This is a genomic window from Marinobacterium sp. xm-a-127 (assembly GCF_013283425.1).
In the GTDB taxonomy this organism is placed as follows: domain Bacteria; phylum Pseudomonadota; class Gammaproteobacteria; order Pseudomonadales; family Balneatricaceae; genus Marinobacterium_E.
Genome location: NZ_WBYH01000003.1, coordinates 185,342 through 207,244 on the forward strand (window position 1 = coordinate 185,342; position 21,903 = coordinate 207,244).

Annotated in this window: 21 protein-coding genes; 15 read left to right on the forward strand and 6 right to left on the reverse strand. The window is 48.8% G+C overall.

The genetic code is table 11. The features are described 5' to 3' along the window. Positions 1 to 3 precede the first annotated feature (3 nt). Positions 4 to 462, forward strand: a complete 459-nt coding sequence (locus XMA127_RS06845) for a molybdenum cofactor biosynthesis protein MoaE (RefSeq protein WP_173483679.1) — start codon at positions 4 to 6, stop codon at positions 460 to 462. Here the strand turns inward: XMA127_RS06845 and XMA127_RS06850 are convergent. Together XMA127_RS06850 and XMA127_RS06855 are read right to left on the reverse strand one after the other, a co-directional pair. After that, the gene (locus XMA127_RS06850) at positions 422 to 1,051 is read right to left on the reverse strand and encodes a pseudouridine synthase (protein WP_173481042.1); all 630 of its coding nucleotides are present in this window, start codon (positions 1,049 to 1,051) and stop codon (positions 422 to 424) included. The two genes, XMA127_RS06845 and XMA127_RS06850, sit on opposite strands and share 41 nt — an antisense overlap. Before the next feature lie 76 nt (positions 1,052 to 1,127). Continuing rightward, positions 1,128 to 1,337, reverse strand: coding sequence for a cold shock domain-containing protein (locus tag XMA127_RS06855; RefSeq protein WP_173481041.1), 210 nt, complete (start codon positions 1,335 to 1,337; stop codon positions 1,128 to 1,130). Positions 1,338 to 1,532: 195 nt separating this feature from the next. Between XMA127_RS06855 and clpS the strand changes: the two genes are divergently transcribed. Both clpS and clpA read left to right on the forward strand, forming a co-directional pair. Next, positions 1,533 to 1,889, forward strand: coding sequence for an ATP-dependent Clp protease adapter ClpS (gene clpS / locus XMA127_RS06860; RefSeq protein WP_217362057.1), 357 nt, complete (start codon positions 1,533 to 1,535; stop codon positions 1,887 to 1,889). Between the two features lie 11 nt (positions 1,890 to 1,900). Then, on the forward strand, positions 1,901 to 4,165 hold the full coding sequence (gene clpA / locus XMA127_RS06865) for an ATP-dependent Clp protease ATP-binding subunit ClpA (protein WP_173483680.1): 2,265 nt from the start codon (positions 1,901 to 1,903) through the stop codon (positions 4,163 to 4,165). 24 nt (positions 4,166 to 4,189) lie between these two features. Here clpA and infA read toward each other — a convergent pair whose 3' ends face one another. From infA to trxB, 4 genes are all read right to left on the reverse strand, one after another. After that, positions 4,190 to 4,408: a translation initiation factor IF-1 gene (gene infA, locus XMA127_RS06870; RefSeq protein WP_169450742.1), complete on the reverse strand. Its 219-nt coding sequence runs from the start codon at positions 4,406 to 4,408 to the stop codon at positions 4,190 to 4,192. 150 nt (positions 4,409 to 4,558) lie between these two features. Beyond that, positions 4,559 to 5,284 carry an arginyltransferase gene (locus tag XMA127_RS06875; protein ID WP_173481039.1) on the reverse strand — a complete coding sequence of 242 codons (726 nt, stop codon included), beginning with the start codon at positions 5,282 to 5,284 and terminating at the stop codon, positions 4,559 to 4,561. Continuing rightward, the gene (gene aat, locus XMA127_RS06880; RefSeq protein WP_173481038.1) at positions 5,262 to 5,975 is read right to left on the reverse strand and encodes a leucyl/phenylalanyl-tRNA--protein transferase; all 714 of its coding nucleotides are present in this window, start codon (positions 5,973 to 5,975) and stop codon (positions 5,262 to 5,264) included. The genes XMA127_RS06875 and aat overlap by 23 nt, the downstream gene beginning before the upstream one ends. A 4-nt stretch (positions 5,976 to 5,979) precedes the next feature. Continuing rightward, complete coding sequence (gene trxB, locus XMA127_RS06885; protein ID WP_173481037.1) at positions 5,980 to 6,936, reverse strand: thioredoxin-disulfide reductase; 957 nt, start codon at positions 6,934 to 6,936, stop codon at positions 5,980 to 5,982. A 143-nt stretch (positions 6,937 to 7,079) separates the two neighbouring features. Here trxB and XMA127_RS06890 point away from each other — a divergent pair, with 143 nt between their 5' ends. The 12 genes from XMA127_RS06890 (at position 7,080) to yfaE (ending at position 21,665) form a co-directional block, all read left to right on the forward strand. Next, a complete protein-coding gene (locus tag XMA127_RS06890) occupies positions 7,080 to 9,593 on the forward strand; it encodes a DNA translocase FtsK (RefSeq protein WP_173484015.1) in 2,514 nt (837 codons plus the stop codon). 4 nt (positions 9,594 to 9,597) lie between these two features. Beyond that, entirely contained in the window at positions 9,598 to 10,233 is a 636-nt protein-coding gene (gene lolA / locus XMA127_RS06895; RefSeq protein ID WP_173484014.1) for an outer membrane lipoprotein chaperone LolA, read from the forward strand. Beyond that, a complete protein-coding gene (locus XMA127_RS06900; RefSeq protein WP_173484013.1) occupies positions 10,230 to 11,582 on the forward strand; it encodes a replication-associated recombination protein A in 1,353 nt (450 codons plus the stop codon). Before lolA ends, XMA127_RS06900 begins: the two co-directional genes overlap by 4 nt. Then, positions 11,582 to 11,953 carry a fluoride efflux transporter CrcB gene (gene crcB, locus XMA127_RS06905; RefSeq protein WP_173481033.1) on the forward strand — a complete coding sequence of 124 codons (372 nt, stop codon included), beginning with the start codon at positions 11,582 to 11,584 and terminating at the stop codon, positions 11,951 to 11,953. The genes XMA127_RS06900 and crcB overlap by 1 nt, the downstream gene beginning before the upstream one ends. Positions 11,954 to 11,975: 22 nt before the next feature. After that, entirely contained in the window at positions 11,976 to 13,256 is a 1,281-nt protein-coding gene (serS, locus tag XMA127_RS06910) for a serine--tRNA ligase (RefSeq protein ID WP_173481032.1), read from the forward strand. 20 nt (positions 13,257 to 13,276) lie between these two features. After that, positions 13,277 to 14,494, forward strand: a complete 1,218-nt coding sequence (locus XMA127_RS06915; protein ID WP_173484012.1) for an FAD-dependent monooxygenase — start codon at positions 13,277 to 13,279, stop codon at positions 14,492 to 14,494. Positions 14,495 to 14,665: 171 nt separating this feature from the next. Next, the gene (locus XMA127_RS06920; protein ID WP_173497999.1) at positions 14,666 to 16,015 is read left to right on the forward strand and encodes a Do family serine endopeptidase; all 1,350 of its coding nucleotides are present in this window, start codon (positions 14,666 to 14,668) and stop codon (positions 16,013 to 16,015) included. Positions 16,016 to 16,106: 91 nt separating this feature from the next. Then, a complete protein-coding gene (locus XMA127_RS06925; protein WP_173484010.1) occupies positions 16,107 to 16,649 on the forward strand; it encodes a heme NO-binding domain-containing protein in 543 nt (180 codons plus the stop codon). Further along, complete coding sequence (locus tag XMA127_RS06930; RefSeq protein ID WP_173484009.1) at positions 16,642 to 17,595, forward strand: sensor histidine kinase; 954 nt, start codon at positions 16,642 to 16,644, stop codon at positions 17,593 to 17,595. The genes XMA127_RS06925 and XMA127_RS06930 overlap by 8 nt, the downstream gene beginning before the upstream one ends. Positions 17,596 to 17,908: 313 nt before the next feature. After that, positions 17,909 to 20,176, forward strand: a complete 2,268-nt coding sequence (nrdA, locus tag XMA127_RS06935) for a class 1a ribonucleoside-diphosphate reductase subunit alpha (protein WP_173481027.1) — start codon at positions 17,909 to 17,911, stop codon at positions 20,174 to 20,176. 64 nt (positions 20,177 to 20,240) lie between these two features. After that, a complete protein-coding gene (gene nrdB / locus XMA127_RS06940; RefSeq protein ID WP_173483685.1) occupies positions 20,241 to 21,371 on the forward strand; it encodes a class Ia ribonucleoside-diphosphate reductase subunit beta in 1,131 nt (376 codons plus the stop codon). Between the two features lie 15 nt (positions 21,372 to 21,386). Then, a complete protein-coding gene (gene yfaE, locus XMA127_RS06945; protein ID WP_173481025.1) occupies positions 21,387 to 21,665 on the forward strand; it encodes a class I ribonucleotide reductase maintenance protein YfaE in 279 nt (92 codons plus the stop codon). The last annotated feature ends 238 nt before the right edge of the window (positions 21,666 to 21,903 follow it).

The following is a 21,903-nucleotide window of genomic DNA, read 5'->3' on the forward strand; positions in this document are numbered from 1 at the left end:
AGAATGCAAGATCGCATTGAAGTCGTTACGCAACCGATTGACAGTTCAGATGGTTTGACTTGGTTGAAAGAGTCACCAGAAGGGGTGGGGGCACTGGTCTCATTCACAGGCATGGTGCGTGAATTGCCGGATGCCGATTTAGAGTTCATGGAGCTAGAGCACTACCCAGGCATGACTGAAAAGGCCTTAGCCAATATAGCGACTCAAGCACGAGAACGTTGGCCGCTAAAACGTATCTATATTGTGCACCGAGTCGGTCCTATGGGGCTGTCCGAAGAGGTTGTGCAAGTGGCTGTGAGTTCGGCGCATCGCAATGCTGCATTTGAAGCGGCCAGCTTTATTATGGATTATCTAAAACGTGACGCGCCGTTTTGGAAGCGTGAGGTGAGTGATAAAGGATCGGTTTGGGTCGAGCAGAAAGCTAGCGACGTCGAGGCCGCGAAGAGCTGGGGCGACCGCTAGTCCGCCTGTTATTCGCAGGTTGAGTTCTCTTTTTAGGCAGTGGTGCTAGGTTAACGTCCAACTTTCGCCACTCGCCTGGTGCTAAATCATCGATTGTCCACTCACCCACGGCATAGCGAATCAAACGTAAGGTTGGAAATCCGACGGCCGCCGTCATTCGTCTGACTTGGCGGTTTTTCCCTTCACTGATGACCAGCTCAATCCAGCTGGTTGGTATGTTTTTGCGCTCACGAATCGGTGGTGTTCTTGGCCAGGGTTCATCGATCTGGATGATGTTTGCTTTGGCGGGGCGGGTTAAGCCATCTTTTAACTCTACCCCTTGTCTTAGCTGATCCAAAGCCTGTTCAGTGATACTGCCCTCTACTTGAACCCAGTAGGTTTTGGGGAGTTTGAACTTAGGATGTGCGAGCCGGTGCTGCAGTTCGCCGTCACTGGTTAAGACCAGTAGTCCTTCGGAATCGTAATCTAAACGGCCTGCGGCGTAGATTTTGGGGATATCAATGAACTGTGCAAGCGTGTCTCTACCCTGATCATCGGTAAAGGTGGGTAGGACATTAAAGGGTTTGTTCAGTAGATAGAGGGTAGACATAGGGTAGGAGTACTCAAAACGTATCGCGCAGTGTACGCGATAAGTCTGCCAGCCCCAAGTCCCAGAATGAGCCCTTTTAGGCTACGTCGAACTGAATATTGATAGCGTGGTAGCCGCTCTCGACGGGTTTAGCGTCAAAGACGACCTCTTGACCCGCTTTAAGGGTTTTATAGCCCTCTTTCTGAATAGCACTGAAGTGTACGAAAAGCTCCTGATCAAACTGATCACACAGAATAAATCCAAAACCTTTGACGTTGTTGAACCACTTCACCTGACCTCTATGCATGACATCCTCCTATGCAATCTGATCTGTAACATGAGTGCGTAAACTGGTTAAATGAACGATCCGTAATGGGTTCAACACACTGACTGTTTGTTACACTTAAAGAGTATTTAGCGGGCGCTGGGTAATGAAGCGCTTTTCGAAAAATGCATAAACTCTAAAGCGGTAATTTTTTATATTTAGATTAATTTGGTGAAAATGAGTATTACAAAGCGTCATGCACAGCCTGAAATGTCCGATCAAGACGACGATCAACAGCATCCACCGGGATTGGCCACGGCTGAGGCGAAACCTGAATTGAAGCAACCCTCGCTCTATCGAGTGCTGCTCATGAACGATGACTACACGCCGATGGAGTTTGTGGTTCAAGTGTTAATGGGCTTCTTTAACATGAGCGAAGAGAAAGCCACTCAAGTGATGTTGGCCGTTCATACCCAAGGCAAAGGCGTCTGTGGCGTCTATACTAAAGATGTTGCTGAGACAAAAGCGGCACAAGTTAATCAGTATTCACGTGACAATAAACATCCGCTACTCTGTGAAGTAGAGCAGGCATAAGGAGATTCGCTATGTTGAATCGAGAGTTAGAAGATACTCTAAGTCAGGCTTTTCAATCAGCCAGTACGTCTCGTCACGAGTTTTTGACCGTTGAACATCTGTTATTGGCCTTGATCGATAATCGTCATGCGTTTGAAGTACTGGCTGCCTGCGGGGCTGACTTTGATGCACTGGTCAATCAGCTGCACAACTTCCTTAAAGAGACAACGCCTCAGCTTCCCGATAATGTCGAAGCGTCCGAAACCCAGCCAACACTTGGTTTTCAGCGTGTCCTTCAGCGCGCGGTATTTCATGTCCAGTCGTCGGGCAAGACCGAGGTCACCGGCGCCAATGTTCTGGTTGCTATTTTCAGTGAGCAAGAGAGCCAAGCTGTTTACTTCCTTAAGATGCAAGGGATAGAGCGGTTGGACGTCGTGAACTTTTTATCGCATGGCGTTTCGGACAGTGAGTCAGACAATGAGCAGCAGTCTGCTGCAGCGGATGCGAAAGATGAGCAGAAACAGGAGAGTGCGCTCTCTAAGTATGCGATCAATTTAAACAAACAGGCAGCGGTTGGTCAGATCGACCCGCTGGTGGGGCGTGACTCAGAGGTTGAGCGTGTTGTTCAGATTCTGTCACGTCGTCGCAAGAATAATCCGCTGTTAGTGGGTGAGGCCGGTGTCGGTAAGACAGCCATTGCAGAGGGTTTGGCGAAGCTAATCATTGAAGAGCAAGTGCCTGATGTGATTGCCAATTCAGTTGTCTACTCCTTAGATTTGGGTGCGCTGGTTGCTGGGACGAAGTATCGTGGCGACTTTGAAAAACGCCTTAAGTCACTGCTAAACGAGATCAAAGATCAGCGCGAAGCGATTCTGTTCATTGATGAGATTCACACCATTATTGGCGCCGGCGCCACTTCGGGTGGCTCTATGGATGCCAGTAATCTGCTCAAGCCTCTATTAAGCTCAGGTCAGTTGCGCTGTATTGGATCAACGACTTTCCAAGAGTTCCGCGGCATTTTTGAGAAAGATCGCGCCTTGGCACGCCGTTTCCAAAAAGTGGACGTGTTAGAGCCTAGTGTCGAAGATACCTACCAAATTTTGAAAGGTCTTCGATCACGCTTTGAAGAGCATCACGAGATACGTTACACCGATGCTGCCCTGAAGTCGGCGGCTGAAATGGCGGATCGTTACATCAATGAGAAGCATCTTCCAGACAAGGCGATCGATGTCATCGATGAGGCGGGTGCTTATCAGCGACTCATTCCTGAAGAGGATCGAGTTGAAGCGATTGATGTGCCCGAAATCGAGACGATTGTCGCTAAGATCGCTCGAATCCCGCCTAAGTCGGTTTCAGCTTCTGACAAGCAACAACTGGCTAAGCTTGATACCAATTTGAAAATGGTTGTTTTGGGTCAGGATGAAGCGATCGATAACCTGTCGGCGGCAATCAAGCTATCACGTGCTGGACTTAAAGAGCCCAACAAGCCGGTCGGTAGCTTCTTATTTGCCGGGCCAACAGGTGTGGGTAAAACCGAGGTGACATCGCAACTGGCTCGTATTTTAGGTATTGAGCTGATTCGTTTTGATATGTCGGAATACATGGAGCGTCATACTGTCTCCCGATTGATCGGTGCGCCACCAGGGTACGTTGGTTTTGACCAGGGGGGTCTGTTGACCGAGGCGGTGACTAAATCACCGCACGCTGTTGTGCTGCTTGATGAGATAGAGAAAGCTCACCCCGAAGTCTTTAACCTACTGTTGCAGGTGATGGACAACGGTACCTTGACCGACAACAACGGTCGTAAAGCTGATTTCCGTAACGTGATTCTGATCATGACCACCAATGCCGGTGCTGAGGATATGGGACGTGCCAGCTTTGGTTTTGCTAAACAAGACCACAGCAGTGACGGTATGGAGGCGATTAAACGACTCTTTACACCTGAATTCCGTAACCGTTTGGACTCTATCGTTCAGTTCAAAGCGCTGACGAGAGAGATCGTGCGTGGTGTGGTTGATAAGTTCCTTATGGAGCTACAGGTTCAGCTAGACGATAAAAAGGTCAGTATTCATGCCAGTGATGAAGCCTGCGATTGGCTGGCCGAGCATGGCTATGATGAGAAGATGGGTGCGCGTCCAATGCGTCGCCTAATTCAAGAGAAGATCAAAAAGCCGTTGGCCGAGAAGATCCTGTTTGGTGAACTGTCGAAAGAGGGCGGATCCGTTGAGATTGTAGTGAACCCTGAAGGTGAACTCGATCTTGAAACCAGCACAGAAACAAAAATGGCCACTGTATAGTGGCCATTTTTTTGTAGGTCTCGATTAACGAGCGCGGTAAGTGATACGACCCTTGTTCAAATCGTAAGGAGTCAATTCAACTTTAACCTTGTCACCCGTAAGGATACGGATGTAGTTTTTACGCATTTTGCCAGAGATGTGCGCGATTACTACGTGACCATTCTCTAGTTCTACACGGAACATCGTGTTGGGAAGGGTATCGATTACCGTTCCTTCCATTTCAAAAGCGTCTTCTTTAGCCATTAATACCTACCTTTGGAATTCTTTACCAAGTATCGCTTAGCGTGGAATTGATCGCTTTTGTGCGTTACTTGACCTGAAGGTCGCGTATTCTGCACTAAATTGCTAAAAAAGTGAAATAGTTTAGGTCGTAGACTCTGGTCGGCTAGACAATCACTTGATCATATCGTCCGTGGCATCAACCCAAACATCATCCAGCAAGATCTCAATGGGTTGATACTGTGTTTTGTAGGCCATCTTTTTACAGTTTTTCACCCAGTAACCTAAGTAGTTGTAGGGAAGGTTAATCTGTTTCAGGTAATCCACCTGCCAGAGAACAGCAAACACGCCAAGACTGCGTTGATCATGATCAGGACTAAAAAAGCTGTAGACCGCTGATAGACCATCAACGAGCTGATCAGTCACAGCGACTGCGAGCAGTTCACCCTCACTATCACGGTACAGGTGAAACTGCGTGCTTTGGTTGCTCTCCACTAAAAAGCTGATGAACTGATCTTGTGAGGGAGGGTACATATCACCGTCATCATGGCGTGCGTTGATGTAACGGGCGTAGAGATCGTAAATCTCTTCATCGAAACGAGGTTCGATCGTCTCAACTAAGATGTCTTGGTTTTTATTCCAAATGCGACGTTGAGATTTTGAGCGTTTAAAACGATCGACCGGAATGCGCGCTGAGATACAGGCAGCACAGCCATCGCAATGGGGGCGGTAAACGTGGGTGCCACTGCGTCGGAAGCCATATTGAGTCAGTTGCGAGTAGGTCGGTTTATCCAGGGGGGCTTGTGGGTCAACGAACAGAGTTTTGGCTGTCGCTCGCTCTATATAGCTGCAGTCATGATCAGGCGTGACAAAAAACTTAAGCGTTTGCAGATTCGACATCGGGATACCAATTTCGCTTTGCCCAAGGATTATGGCTAGGCGTCCTTTTGCAATGTGTTAACAGCTGCTCAAACTCGGTCCGTTCGATCTCAACTGCACCCAGTGAGGCCAGATGTGGATTGTAGATCTGGCAATCAATTACAGCATAGTTCGCTTTTTCTAATTCTGCACAAAGAATTTTAGTGGCCACTTTAGACGCGTCTGGTACACGCGAAAACATCGACTCGCCAAAAAAGAGTCGCCCGATCGCAATGCCGTATAAACCACCGACAAGTTGATCATCTTGGTAGACCTCTACAGAGTGGGCGATCCCTTGATGATGTAGCTCGGTGTAGGCGGAAATAATCTGCTCGCTTATCCAGGTGCCATCTTCACCTCTGGGCGCAGCACACTGCCTAATAATCTCTTCGAACTGAGAGTCGATTCTGACAGCGAATTGCTCTTTTCTGAGGCGTTTTTTAAGCGATTTTGATTCATGGAATTGTGTTGGGTAGAGCACGCAGCGGGGGGAGGGTGACCACCATAGAATCGGGTCGTCTTCGCTAAACCAAGGGAATATCCCCTGTGGGTAGGCGGCAGCTAACCAGGCTGCATTCAGCTCCCCGCCGGCAGCCAACAACCCGTTTGGGTCATCGAGTGCGAGGCGGGTGTCTGGGAAATAGGGCTCTCCCGGAGTGAGCCAGGGGATCATTGGATTACTTAGCTAGATCGTCAAGGTAGCGTTCTGCATCTAGGGCTGCCATACAGCCAAAACCAGCTGAGGTGATCGCTTGACGGTATGAGTGGTCAGCGACGTCACCGGCTGCGAATACCCCTTCAATACTGGTTTGAGTGGCGTTACCTTCAAGACCTGTTTTGATTTTAAGGTAGCCATGTTGCATATCCAGCTGGCCGTCAAAGAGTTCAGTGTTGGGTTTGTGGCCGATTGCAATGAAGACACCTTGAGCGTCAATCTCTTGAGTCTCACCAGTTTCGGTACTTTTCACGCGAATTCCGGTTACACCCATATCGTCGCCCAGCACTTCATCGAGTTGATTGTTCCACATCAGAGTGATGTTGCCATTCTCGGCACGTTCAAAAATCTTATCTTGCAGGATCTTTTCAGAGCGCAAGGTATCGCGACGGTGAACAAGGACCACCTCTTTCGCAATGTTCGAGAGATAGAGTGCCTCTTCCACGGCCGTGTTACCACCACCCACAACCACTACCTTTTGATTGCGGTAGAAGAAACCGTCACAGGTTGCACAGGCGCTTACCCCTTTGCCTTTAAACGCCTCTTCAGAGTCCAAACCGAGGTATTGAGCGGAGGCGCCGGTTGCAATGATCAGAGCATCACAAGTGTAGACGCCAGTATCACCGGTTAGACGGAATGGACGCTCCGTCAATTCAGCTTTATTGATGTGGTCGTAGATGATTTCGGTGTTGAAGCGTTCGGCGTGCGCTTGCATGCGCTGCATCAATTCAGGACCTTGAACACCCTCAGCATCACCTGGCCAGTTGTCGACATCGGTGGTTGTGGTTAGCTGACCGCCCGCTTGCATACCCGTGATAACAACCGGATTTAGGTTGGCGCGAGCTGCGTAGACAGCAGCAGTGTATCCGGCAGGGCCAGAACCAAGAATGATAAGACTGTGGTGTTTAACGTCACTCATAGAAATGTTTCCAAATAAGATGTCATAAAAATGGGTCTAAAGGGTTTATGGGGGTGAATCCCTTTTTTTCAATCACAAGACCTAACCTACCACTTTATGGTATTTTCCCACAGCATAAAGTTGATTGAATTAAGGGTATTTTTTTGAGTAGTAATCAATCGCTGTCAACATTGACGCTAACCACCCAGTTGAACCGTGTGGTTCGCGAAACCTTGCTGGTGTTACTGATCGGTTTAAACCTGCTGTTTATGCTGAGTTTGATCAGTTACGACACGCGTGATTCGGGTTGGTCACATCAAGGGTATCAATCAGAAATTAGCAACTGGGCCGGCTGGTTCGGTGCATGGATTGCAGACTACTCGGTCTCTTGGTTTGGGGTAGTTGCGTTTGTTATTCCCTTTATTTTGGTTGTCCCTGCCTACCGTTGGTTGCGTCGTCGCTACATTGGCACCCTAGATATGTTGCCCTTTGTGGTAATGCGAACCCTAGGTGCGCTGTTATTTGTTCTTTCGGCCTCTTGTCTAGCCTCAATTCACATTAGCAATGCGGATCTTGGGTTGCCTTTCTCCGCTGGTGGGATTTCCGGTCAAGCGCTGGGTGATTTTGCGGTTCGTTGGTTGAATGTAGCCGGTGCCACCGTCGTATTGTGGATTGCTCTGTTAATCGGCCTAACACTCTATGTTGACTCAAGCTGGCGTCAGGTATTGGATTCTATCGGTGGTGGGTTAGAGACGCTCTGGCAGAGTCTTTTTGCGAAGAGCGAAGAGGAGACTCAAAAAGCGACAGTCTCTGAGCGCCCTATGGAAGTTCGTGTTGCAAAAAGAGCAGCGATGCAACGGGTAGAGCCTGATTTTGAAGTTGAGCCGGGTAGCATGGAGTCACTTCCGGTGGTCGATTTCGGAGAGCCTTCGTTTGACTCTTCGCGTTCTAAACCGCTTGAGATCAAGACCATGGATGATCTGACTGTGGGTTCTGAGGCTAAGTCAGACGGTGCGGAGGTTAAGCCTGCGTCGAAATCGGTTTTTGACGATGCTAACCGCGAGGATGCTGAGAAGCGAACACCGAAAATCGTGCCCCTCTCTGAGACTCATAAACCCTTAGATAGCGATGATGATGCTGAGCCGGTGAAACCCAAAGCCGCTGTGAAGCCTAAGGTGAAAATTCCGAGTCTTGATCTGCTCGATCCACCAGAGATACAGACCGATCAGGGCTATACGGAAGAGGAGGTGGAGCATCTCTCTCGTCTTCTTGAGCAGAAGTTGAATGACTTTGGTGTCGTCGCTGAAGTGGTTGAGGTCAATCCCGGGCCAGTGATCACTCGCTTTGAGATTCAACCAGCTCCTGGTGTTAAAGCCAGCAAAATTTCAAATCTGGCCAAAGATTTGGCACGTTCAATGGCCGTCAGTGCCGTGCGTGTCGTTGAAGTGATTCCCGGTAAGTCGGTGATGGGTATTGAGATACCTAATCACTCTCGTCAGATGGTGCGTCTCTCTGAGGTGCTTAACTCTAAACCCTATCTGGGTGCAGCCTCTAAATTGACGCTGGCGCTGGGTAATGACATCGCCGGCAATCCTGTTGTAGCCAACCTTGCCAAAATGCCTCACTTGCTCGTAGCAGGTACAACCGGTTCCGGTAAGTCGGTCGGCGTAAACGCTATGCTTCTGAGTCTGCTCTATAAGGCGACACCCGAAGAGCTGCGTTTAATGCTGGTCGATCCTAAGATGCTTGAACTCTCTATCTATGATGGCATTCCACATCTGTTAACACCGGTGATTACCGATATGAAAGAGGCGGCCGGTGGTCTACGTTGGTGTGTGGCAGAGATGGAAGATCGTTACCGTCTAATGGCGAAAGTGGGTGTGCGAAACATAGCCGGGTTCAATGATAAGGTTCGTGAAGCGGCCGCTGCCGGTCAGCCTTTGAGGGATCCGCTATGGAATCCGATGGAGCAGGGGCTTTCACCGACAGACCCTGCGCCGGAACTGCAGACACTCCCTTACATTGTGGTGGTGATCGATGAGTTCGCCGACATGATGATGATTGTCGGTAAAAAAGTGGAAGAGTTGATTGCACGTATTGCACAAAAAGCCCGTGCTGCTGGTATTCACTTGATTCTTGCAACCCAGCGTCCATCGGTTGATGTTATTACCGGCTTGATTAAAGCCAACGTCCCGACTCGCATCGGTTTTCAGGTCTCCTCTAAAATTGACTCTAGAACCATTCTCGATCAGTCGGGTGCTGAGAACCTGTTGGGTAACGGCGATATGCTCTACCTGCCTGCCGGTACCAGTGTGCCAAATCGTGTTCACGGTGCGTTTGTAAGTGATGATGAGGTACACCGTGTGGTTGAAGCTTGGAAGGCTCTGGGTGAACCTGATTTTATCGATGCTATCCTAAACGGTGAGGCAGAGGGTGGCGCTGCAGCTGGCGGTGGCGGTGGCCTATTTGATGATGAAGCCGACCCACTCTATGACGAGGCGGTCGCGTTTGTCTTAGAAACTCGTAAAGCGTCTATATCGTCCGTACAGCGCAAGCTAAAAATTGGTTACAACCGTGCAGCTAGAATGATCGAAACGATGGAGGCGGCCGGTGTTGTCTCGCCACCAGGATCGAACGGTCAGCGAGAGGTTATGGCACCGGCAGGTCCAAGGGATTAACGAGATGTTGAGATTCACTAAAACCGCACTGCTCCTTCTATTGTCGCTGCCGATGATGGCCTGGGCCGAAACGGCTGATCAGTTATCAGCACTGCTTCAGTCCCACGCTAGGCTCTCTGCTGCGTTTCAGCAGTACACCCTAGGTGATGATAATTTAAAGTCTGAAAATGCTTCTGGCCGCTTGTGGATTGAAGGGGTTGATCGTTTTCGTTGGGAGACAGAGAGCCCCTTTCCACAAACCATCATCAGTGATGGCCAATGGTTGTGGGTCTATGATCCGGATTTAGAACAGGCGACTCAACGCCCATTGGGCGAGGGCGAAGTGATGACCCCGGCTCGCGTATTGGGTGGTGATGTTGAACAGTTGAATCGCTATTTTAATGTTCAGCAGATTGAGGCTGGCGCCGGAAACAGTCTCTTCGAGTTAACGCCAAAAGAGGAAGGGAGTGCGGAGTTCCAGTCCCTGCGCCTACTCTTTAGCGGCGATCTACTCGCCGAACTGTTGATACAAGATGGGCTAGGTCAGCGTTCCCTCATTATGTTGAGTGAACAGAGTTTTCCGGCTGCTTTTGATCAGTCGATGTTTCGTTTCGTGCCTCCCGCATCGGTTGATGTGATCCTGATGGATCAAAACGGATGAGTGATCTATTCGAAGACGCTCCAGTAACGGCTTATGAGCCGTTAGCGTCTCGCATGCGCCCAAGGTCCCTAGAAGAGTATCGAGGGCAAGAGCACCTCTTTTCTGAGGGCAAGGCGTTGCGTCGCCAACTCGAACAGGGGTCAATCCACTCGCTGATTCTGTGGGGGCCGCCAGGTGTTGGCAAAACGACGTTAGCCAGACTGATTGCATACTATGTAGACGCTGAGTTTATCTCTATCTCTGCTGTTATGGATGGCGTCAAAGAGGTCCGTGCAGCGGTTGAACGGGCCAAGATGTTACGTCAGCAGAGTGGTCGTCAGTCGATCCTCTTTGTTGATGAGGTTCATCGTTTCAATAAATCTCAGCAGGATGCTTTCCTCCCCTATGTTGAGGAGGGGACGCTGATCTTTATTGGCGCCACAACTGAAAACCCCTCGTTTGAATTGAATAATGCCTTGCTGTCGCGCGCCCGTGTCTATCCGTTAAAAGCGTTAACGGCAGAGACTTTAGAGGCGTTACTAGAACAGACCCTCAGTAGCCCAAGAGGCCTTGCAGATCGTGATCTAATTTTTGAGGAAGGGGCTTTGACAGCGCTGGCTCAGGCGGCTGATGGTGATGCACGTCGCGCGTTAAATCTGCTTGAAATCGCTGCGGACCTCTCTGAACCCGTCGAGGGTAAAGAGTACGTGTCGATCGCCGCGCTATCTGATGTGCTCGCTGCTGGGGTGCGCCGCTATGATAAAGGCGGTGATCTCTTTTATGACCAGATTTCAGCCTTTCACAAGTCGGTGAGGGGCTCCAGTTCAGATGGTGCGCTCTACTGGTACTGTCGTATGTTGGATGCGGGTTGCGATCCTCTCTACATTGCGCGCCGCTTAGTTGCCATCGCCTCGGAGGATATTGGTAATGCAGATCCCAGGGCGATGCAGGTGGTGTTGAGTGCTTGGGATGCCTTTGAGCGTGTCGGCCCTGCCGAGGGTGAGCGAGCCATTGCTCAGGCCGCTATTTACTGTGCGTTGGCGCCAAAGAGTAATGCTGTCTATCAGGCGTTTAATCAGTGCTTAGCTGATGTGGCTAAAGATCCAAGTTACGAGGTTCCAGAACACTTGCGTAACGCTCCGACTCGATTAATGAAAGAGCAGGGATTTGGTGAAGGGTATCGCTATGCTCACAATGAACCCAACGCCTATGCAGCTGGTGAATCCTACCTGCCACAGGAGATAGCAGATCGCTCCTACTATCATCCTGAAGAGCGTGGTTTAGAGATTAAACTGAGTGAGAAGATGCGCCGCTTACAAGCGGCTGATCAAGCCAGTCCGACTAAGCGTTACCCTAAGGAGGGTAGTTGATGGTCCATCTATTAAGTGTTGCTTTAGGGGGGGCTCTGGGGGCGATGGCTCGTTATTGGTTGAGTGGTTGGCTCAACAGTGCTGATCAAAAGTTACCGGTAGGTACCCTAACGGCTAACGTTGTTGGTTCGTTGTTAATGGGGGTGCTGTTTGTTTTGGTGATGGAGCGAGCTAAGTTGCCACCTGAGATGCGCCCGCTGTTAATGACCGGTTTTTTGGGGGCTTTCACCACTTTTTCTACATTTTCGCTGGAAACTGTTACCTTGATTAACGAAGGTCATGTAACGGCAGCCATCTTTTATGTACTATTGTCCGTCGTATTATCAGTCGCAGCACTTTCTGCTGCCATTTGGTTTACTCGACTGCTATAAATTTTGTAAGGATATTTGATCGATGTTAGATCCACGCCAGGTTCGTGAGAACGCAGAGGCTATTGCTGAACAGCTTAAAAAGAAAGGTTACGAGTTCCCTTTAGCGGCATTTAATGCCCTAGAGCAGGAGCGTAAACAGATTCAAGTTGAGACAGAGAACCTTCAGCAGGAGCGTAACACCCGTTCCAAGTCGATCGGCCAAGCAAAAGCACAGGGGCAAGATATCGCACCACTGTTGGCTGAAGTCGGCGAGCTAGGCGCTAAGCTTGATCAATCCAAAGAGAAACTAAACGAAGTACAAGCTAAGTTGGATGATATCCTGCTGAGCACACCGAACCTGCCCGATGACTCTGTACCGGCGGGTGAGAGCGAAGATGATAACGTTGAAGTGCGTGTATGGGGTGAGCCTGGTTCATTCGATTTTGATGTTCAAGATCATGTCTCTCTAGGTGAGGGCTTAGGCGGTCTGGATTTTGAAGTAGCTGCTAAGTTAACGGGCTCTCGTTTTGCGGTGATCAAAGGGCCTCTAGCACGTCTGCACCGAGCGCTGGCGCAGTTTATGCTGGACACTCATATTGAGAAGAACGGATACACCGAGATCAATGTTCCTTTCATGGTCAACAGTGAGTCTCTGCAAGGTACCGGTCAACTGCCTAAGTTTGAGGAAGATCTATTTAAAGTGCCGTTCGGTGAACGTCACTACTACCTGATTCCAACCGCCGAAGTGCCGGTGACTAACCTAGTTCGTGATGAGATTGTCGACGCTGAAACACTGCCGATGGCTTACGCCTGTCACAGTCCATGTTTCCGTTCTGAAGCGGGTTCAGCAGGTCGTGATACACGCGGTATGATTCGCCAACACCAGTTCGAAAAAGTTGAAATGGTTCAAATGGTTAAGCCAGATACTTCGTGGAACGCATTAGAAGAAATGTGTGGGCATGCCGAGGGTATTCTGCAAGCACTGAACCTGCCATATCGTGTGGTAAATCTGTGTGGCGGTGATCTAGGTTTCTCTGCCGCTAAGACCTATGACATCGAGGTTTGGTTACCGGGTCAGGCTAAGTATCGTGAGATCTCATCTGTCTCAAATATGACCGACTACCAAGCGCGTCGTATGCAAGCTCGTTGGAGAAATCCTGAGACAGGTAAACCAGAACTGCTTCACACACTCAACGGTTCGGGTTTGGCTGTCGGTCGTACACTGGTCGCTGTGCTTGAGAACTACCAACAAGCCGATGGCTCCGTAGTTGTTCCTGAAGTACTGAAACCTTACATGGGTGGTACTGAGGTGCTCAGCGCCTAATCGAATCGGGTAGGTTAGAGATGGAAGGTAGATTTGATCTAGTCATCGTTGGCGGCGGCATGGTCGGTGCTGCGGTGGCTCTGTCTCTAGCCGATACCCAACTTAATATCGCTCTACTAGAGCGCTCTCTGCCTGAGGCCTTCAGCGCTGATCAACCTATGGACTTGCGCGTCTCTGCTTTAAGTCCTGCCTCTATCGATCTGTTGGATCAATTAGGTGCTTGGCAGCCCATTCTCTCTTGGCGAGCTTGTCCCTATCAACGCATGCGCGTTTGGGAGATGGATGAAGATGCGCCAGGTCTAGCAGGTCAAGCAGCACGTAATTTAGCAACAGAATTCTCTGCCCAAGAGATCTCAATGTCCGAGCTGGGCTACATAGTTGAGAACCGTCTGGTTCAACGGGCGCTACTAGATCAATTGAGTGGCCAGAGTAATATCAGTTTAATCACTGACGGGGTTGAGCGGATCGACTACTCGGCGGCATCGACCATCATAGAACTCGATTCGGGTAAGTCGTTAATGACCCCTCTGGTGATAGCCGCGGATGGTGGGCAGTCAATGGTGCGTGATGCGGCTGCATTAGGCGCACATCAGTGGGACTACGAGCAGATGGCCATGGTCATTAACGTTGAGACGCTGTTGCCGCAACAGGATATTACTTGGCAGCAGTTCTTCCCATCGGGCCCAAGAGCGCTACTGCCTCTGCCAGGATCGAATGCATCCTTGGTTTGGTACGACGCGCCTGAGCGGGTACAGCAGTTGATGTCGATGGAGTTCGATCAACTTAAAACGACCATCGAAGCCAATTTCCCAAATCGATTGGGTGGCATCAAATCGATTCAAGCAAGAGCCAGTTTTCCGCTGCGCCGTCTGCATGCCCAGCGCTATGTGGACGAGGGCGTTGCTCTTCTGGGGGATGCTGCACACCAGATCAATCCATTAGCCGGTCAGGGGGTTAATTTAGGATTTCAGGATGTCGTTGCGTTTTCAGAGGTAATTCATGATGCGCTGTCTCGAAATGAGTCGATCAGCTCAGTTGATGTACTTAAACGCTACGAACAGAAACGCCGCAACGCTAATCTATTGATGATGCAATCGATGGATCTCTTCTATCGCCTCTTCAGTAATCAGAAAAAGCCCCTCAAATTGGTACGCAATCTAATGCTAGGTATTGCAGGTGCTGCCAAACCCGCACGCGTAAAAGCGCTAAGAATCGCTTCAGGGATTGATCGGTTTTAAACGGTTGGAGCCTTATCGAAGATGAGGCGATTTTCTTCCGATCGCGGCCTTTTCAAGACCGCTCCAACAGTGAGCTAAAACGGGGTCTGACCCCTTTAATCCGTCACCTTCAGCTTGAATTAACAACGATCTGCTCCTATTAATTAAGTATATCGATTAAAGGTGTCTGTTATGCGGATTGCGGTTGTTTGGTTTTTTTCTCTATTGATAAGCTCAGTGAGTCAGGCTGGCTTGCCGGTCAGTGACTCGCAGGGGCAATCTTTGCCCTCTATTGCCCCTATGTTGGAGAGGGTGAATCCAGCAGTCGTCAACATCTCGACCTTCTCGACCCGACAAATCATCAACCCACTGTTGAACGATCCCTTTTTTCAACGCTTTTTCAACATTCCCAGAGATGCCTTTCCGCAACAGCGCCGCAGTCAGAGCAGTGCCGGTTCTGGTGTGATTGTCGATGCCGAGCAGGGTACGATCATTACCAACTATCACGTCATTAAAGGGGCTGACGAGGTACAGATTGGTCTTACCGATGGGCGCAGTTTTAAAGCCCGTTTGATTGGGGCCGACCCTGAAGTGGACATTGCGGTATTGGATATCGATGCCACGGGATTGAGTGAATTATCGATCCGCGACTCCTCGTCACTCAGAGTCGGTGATTTTGTTGTGGCGATCGGTAACCCCTTTGGGCTTGGGCAGACCATCACAACGGGTGTTGTCAGTGCGTTAGGGCGTTCAGGTTTGGGTATTGAGGGTTATGAAAACTTCATTCAGACCGACGCCTCTATCAACCCCGGCAACTCCGGTGGTGCTCTAGTCGATTTGAGTGGAGACCTGGTGGGTGTTAATACTGCCATTATTGCGCCAAGCGGAGGAAATGTCGGAATAGGCTTTGCAATCCCCAGTAATATGGCACGACGTGTTGCTGATCAATTGATTGAAGAGGGTCGCGTGACACGTGGCTGGGCAGGGCTTTCGGTGCAACCGCTAACCGCTGATTTACGTCAGGCGTTTGGGCTTGATAATCAGCAAAACGGTGTGATCGTTTCAGAGGTGATTATGGGCTCTCCTGCTGATCGTGCCGGTCTTCAAGTCGGCGACATCATTACCGCACTGGATGGTAGAGCGCTGATCTCAGCGGCTACCATTCTTAACGCCGTAGCATTTGCAGCCGAAGGGGATCAACTAAAGCTGGAGCTACTGCGCAATGCTGAGCCGCGATCCGCCAAGCTGATCGTCGCCTATCAACAACCTAAATCTGATCCAGAACAGGGGGCTCTTCATCCGTTACTGTCCGGTGCCGTCTTTGAGCCAGTGATCAGTGGCAGAGGGGTTCAGGTCAAAGGTGTTGAAGAGGGAAGTCGGGCCGCTCGGGCAGGGTTGGTCGCTGGTGATCTTGTTGTCTCTATCAATCGACGTTCGGTTCGAACCCTAGAGGATCTCCAGCGTGAACTCTCTGGCAGTGCCAATCAGTTATTGATTCAACTTCAGCGTGGCCGCTCAATGTTTTATCTGGTCTTAAGATAAATCTGAGATTACCTAGCAACTTTTCAAAACTGTTCTACACTGAACACATTAATTACCTAATTGTCATATAGGGCTTAAAGAGAAATCATTAATGAAAGGTGTAGTGTTTAATATCCTTGAGGATATGGTAGTGGAAAAGGGCGGTGTTGTTCTCTGGCAACAGCTTCTTAATAGGGCCGGCGTTGAGGGTAGCTATATTTCAGTGGATACCTATGAAGATGCCGAACTCTTTAAGATTGTTCATGAAGTCCAACAGGCGCTCGATATTCCCCTAGAGGATGTGATTCGCAGTTTTGGTGATTTCATGTTTGCTAAGCTGGCGGAACGTTACCCTATGTTTGTTGAAGCTGAGGGCGATCTTTTTGGTTTCTTGAAAAGTATCGAGCCGGTGATTCACTTAGAGGTACAAAAACTCTACACAGAGGCTAACCTTCCGACAATTGATTGCGCCAATGGTGACAACAATCGACTGGTAATGAACTATCGTTCGCCGCGAAAACTCTGTATTTTGGCAGAGGGGTTAATCCAGGGGGCGGCCACTTACTATCAAACCCCTATCAATATTGAGCACGATATCTGTATGCACAGAGAGTCTGACCACTGCGAACTCAGCATAAGTAAAGTGAATGTCTGAAGAGTTAGAGCTGTACAAACAAGCGTATGAACGAGAACGTAAAGCGCGTCTTGCAGCAGAAGATGTGCTGGAGACTCGTTCGCGTGAGCTGTTTCTAAAAAACCAGGAGCTCGAAGCCTCTTTGGTTCAGTTAAAAGCGCAGCAAGATGCACTGATTCGATCTGAAAAGTTGGCTACGCTTGGTACGCTTGTCTCTGGCGTGGCACACGAGATTAACAACCCGCTGTCGTTTGTTCACTCTAATGTAGACACCTTGGGTCAGCACAGTGACGCCATCGCTAAACTCTATCCTCTATTGATCGAATCTCTAGCGGTAGATGAATCTGAACGACCTGCGTTTGCTGAGCGTGTTTTCAAGTTCCTTGAAGAGGAAGATCTTGAATATTTCACCGATGAATTAGATGAGTTGGTTTCTGATACCAATGACGGTGTCCAGAGGGTGAAGGAGATCGTTCGCAACTTAAGAAGCTTTGCTCGAATGGATGCTCAGGTTAGAACAGAAGCCGATCTTAATGAGGGAATTCGAAGTACCCTTAAATTGATTAACAACCAGATCAGTGCCAACACGCGGGTCAACCTCTCTCTTGAAGAGATTCCTCCAGTGCTCTGTAACCCCGGTGAGATCAATCAGGTCCTTTTAAATATTCTTGTTAATGCAGCACAAGCGCTTGAGGGTCAGCGTGAACCAACCTTAGAGATCACGTCCAAAGAGAACCAAGGCTGGGTTGAGATATCGATAGCCGATAACGGTAAAGGGATGACCAAAGAGATACAGCAACGTATTTTTGAACCCTTCTACACAACAAAGGATATTGGTAAAGGTACGGGGCTGGGTCTATCCATCTCCTATGGCATTATTAGCCATCATCAGGGTGAGCTTTTGGTTGATTCCGCACCAAATAAGGGCACAACTTTCACGCTAAGAGTGCCAATTCAAACCCGCTAATCACCGCTTATATAACAACCCATTTCTTTACATAAAAATGTCATATAAATGTGACGAAATTATCTATTTTCTTCTAGCCCGCACCACAGCTGAATCTTCGCCCCTTGCCCAATAAGTCAAGAAATTTTTGACGCATATTTGCTATTGCAAAGTTCGTCTAGATCACTATATTTAGTGTCTGTTGTTTGTCGAATAACTATATATAGTGATTTATGTTGGATAGACAACCACAAGATATAGTGTTGTGTGAAGTAGCGATCAGCACCCTCAGGCAGCACGAATAATAACACCGACTAAGAAGTGGAATGTCGTTATGCAACAGGGTTTAAAGGTCACAAAACGCGATGGTAGCCAAGAGTCACTGGATCTAGAGAAGATCCACAAAGTTGTGACTTGGGCTGCAACCGGTCTAAAGACTGTGTCTGTCTCTCAAGTAGAGCTGAGTGCCAACATGCAATTCTTTGAGGGTATCTCAACATCAGACATCCATGAGACCCTAATCAAAGCGGCTGCCGATCTTATTTCAGAAGAGGCGCCTGATTACCAATACCTTGCTGCGCGCCTTGCGATCTTCCACTTACGCAAGAAAGCGTTCGGTGAATTCGAACCACCCCACCTATTTGCCCATGTCCAAGCCATGGTGAATGACGGTCGTTACGATAAGCACCTTTTAGAAGACTACACTGAAGCGGAATTCAATGAGCTGAATGACTACCTTGCTCATGATCGCGACATGAACTTCAGCTACGCGGCCGTTAAGCAGCTAGAGGGTAAATACCTTCTACAAAACCGTGTTACGGGTAAGATTTACGAGAGCCCACAGCAGCTCTACATGTTGGTAGCCGCTTGTCTCTTCTCTAAATACCCACAAGAGACGCGTTTGGGCTATGTAAAACGTTTCTACGATGCCTGTTCTCTGTTTAAACTGTCGCTACCGACGCCGATTATGGCGGGCGTTCGTACACCGACCCGTCAGTTCAGCTCTTGTGTATTGATTGAAACGGGTGACAGTCTGGATTCAATCAACGCGACAGCCTCTTCGATCGTTAAATACGTATCACAGCGTGCGGGTATCGGTATCAATGCCGGTAGCATCCGTGCCCTAGGTAGCCCAATCCGTCAGGGTGAAGCTTTCCACACTGGATGTATTCCTTTCTACAAACACTTCCAAACAGCGGTTAAAAGCTGTTCACAAGGGGGTGTGCGAGGGGGTGCTGCGACTCTGTTCTACCCAATCTGGCACTTGGAAGTGGAGTCACTGTTGGTTCTTAAGAACAACCGTGGTGTCGAAGAGAATCGTGTCCGTCACCTAGATTACGGTGTCCAGATCAACCGAATGATGTACCAGCGTTTGATCAAAGGCGGCAATATCACCTTGTTCAGCCCACACGAAGTACCTGGTTTGTACGATGCGTTCTTTGCTGACCAAGATGAGTTTGAGCGTCTCTACGAGCAGTACGAACAGGATCCAAATATCCGCAAACAGACGATCAAAGCGGTTGAGTTGTTTGGTATTCTTGCATCCGAGCGTGCATCGACTGGCCGTATCTACATTCAGAACGTGGACCACTGTAATACGCACAGTCCGTTCGATCCTACTGTGGCTCCGGTTAAGCAGTCCAACCTCTGCCTTGAGATTGCGCTGCCAACTAAGCCTTTGAAAGAGGTGAATGATCCGGACGGTGAAATTGCTCTCTGTACACTGTCAGCGTTCAACCTTGGCGCACTAGAGAACTTAGATGAGCTAGAAGAGCTATCAGAGTTGATTGTTCGTGCACTAGACAGTCTGTTGGACTACCAGGATTACCCTGTTCCAGCTGCATACACTGCAACCATGGGTCGTCGTACTCTGGGTGTCGGTGTCACCAACATGGCTTACTACCTAGCGAAGAACTCTGTTCGTTACTCCGATGGCAGTGCTAATGGCCTAGTACACCGTACCTTTGAAGCGATTCAGTACTTCCTGTTGAAGGCATCAAACAACTTGGCAAAAGAGCTGGGTGCCTGTCCTAAATTCAACGAGACCACCTACGCTCAGGGTATTCTGCCAATCGACACCTACAAGCGTGAAGTTGATACCTTCTGCGAAGAGCCATTGAACTACTTCTGGGAGACACTTCGCGAAGATATCCGTGAATTTGGTCTGCGTAACAGCACCCTTACGGCGTTGATGCCCTGTGAGACCTCTTCGCAGATAACTAACTCAACCAACGGCATTGAACCACCACGTGGTTATGTTTCGGTTAAGTCGAGTAAAGATGGTGTGATGAAACAGATCGTACCTGAGTACTTAGAGCTGAAAGATAACTACGAACTCTTGTGGTCAATCCCAGACAACGAAGGCTACCTACAGTTGGTCGGCATCATGCAGAAATTCGTAGACCAATCAATCTCTGCAAACACCAACTATGACCCGGCTAAGTTCCCTGGTGAGAAGGTACCAATGAAGCAGTTGTTGAAAGATCTTCTAACCGCATACAAGTACGGTGTTAAGACACTTTACTACCACAACACTCGTGACGGTGCTAAAGATCAGCACGATGACATGGGTGGCTGTGAAGGCGGCGCTTGTAAACTTTAAATCTGTAGTTCGCCGCCCAGTACTTCGGGCGGCCGTTTAAACTTTTACGAAGAGGTTAGGGCAGATGTCTTACTCTACATTCAGTACCAGTAATCACGATGCAACTCGCGAACCGATGTTTCTAGGTCGCAGTGTTAACGTTGCGCGTTACGACAAACAGAAATATCCAATCTTTGAAAAGCTGATCGAGAAGCAGCTCTCTTTCTTCTGGCGCCCAGAAGAGGTTGATCTAAGTACTGACCGTAAAGACTTCATGGCACTTCCAGAGCATGAACAGCACATCTTCTTGAGCAATCTTAAATACCAAACCCTGCTGGATTCAGTGCAGGGTCGGTCGCCAAACGTCGCGTTTTTGCCGATCGTCTCTATCCCTGAGCTTGAGACCTGGTTTGAAACTTGGGCGTTCAGTGAGACCATTCACAGCCGTTCGTACACGCACATCATTCGCAACATTGTGACTGAACCGTCTAAGGTGTTTGATACCATCGTGACCAACCCAGAGATCGTTGAGCGAGCTGAAGCGGTGACGCGTCTTTACGATGAGTTGATAGAGCTAGTGAATGTCTTCACCATTCATGGTGAAGGTAAGCACACAATCGACGGTAATCTGGTCGATGCAACGCTCTACAACATCAAAACGAAACTCTACTTAACGCTGGTATCTGTTAACGTTTTGGAAGCGATCCGTTTCTACGTTAGCTTCGCCTGTTCATTTGCATTTGCAGAGCGTGCAGTTATGGAGGGTAATGCGAAGATTATCCGTCTGATTGCACGTGATGAAGCGCTGCACCTCACCGGCACACAGCACATGATCAACATCATGGCCTCGGGTGCTGATGATCCTGATTTCAAACAGATCGCTATTGAGCAGAAAGAGGAAGTGATCAAACTCTTCCGTGATGCGGCAGAACAAGAGAAATCTTGGGCAGAGTATCTCTTTAGTCAGGGCTCAATGATCGGTCTAAACGCGCGAATTCTGGGTGATTACGTTGAGTACATTACCAACGTTCGAATGAAAGCTTTGGGTCTAGAAGAGATCTTCGAGAACCGCGCTAACCCATTGCCTTGGATGAACTCATGGTTGGTCAGCGATAACGTCCAAGTGGCTCCTCAAGAGTCAGAAATCAGCTCCTACCTGGTCGGTCAAATCGACAACGAAGTAGGGGATGAGGATTTCGAAGGCTTTGACCTTTAATTTGAGGGTTTGACGATGTCGGGTATCCCACGCATCAAAGTCAGCAACCATCACACCTTCTACTACCAGTATGAGTTTTCACTGCTTGATGCATTGGAAGCTCAACAAATACCTGCACCTTACAACTGCCGCGGTGGATACTGTGGATGTTGTAAGGTGCGTCTGTTAGATGGCGAAGTTGAACCTGTTCAGGATGCACTGGTGGACTGTGCAGAAGGAGAGGTTTTAACCTGCTGTTGTCGTCCCAAAGGGCACATAGAGATCGAAATTCCAGACGCCGAACAGCCCCTCTAAATCCGCACCAAAATGAGACAAAATAATTTTTGTTCACAGTGCAAGTTTTTTATAAGAAAAAAGTACAAAAATATTTTAAAAAAATTATAAAATCCTGTTGAATAATTTAAGTTATTGAATTTTAAGGATATATTTTTACCGGTTCAAAATTGAACCAATTTGCTGAACGCCCCAGTTCATCGGTAGTAGCGCACTTCTTCCAAACATTATTCACCAAGTTATCCACAGATTCTGTGAG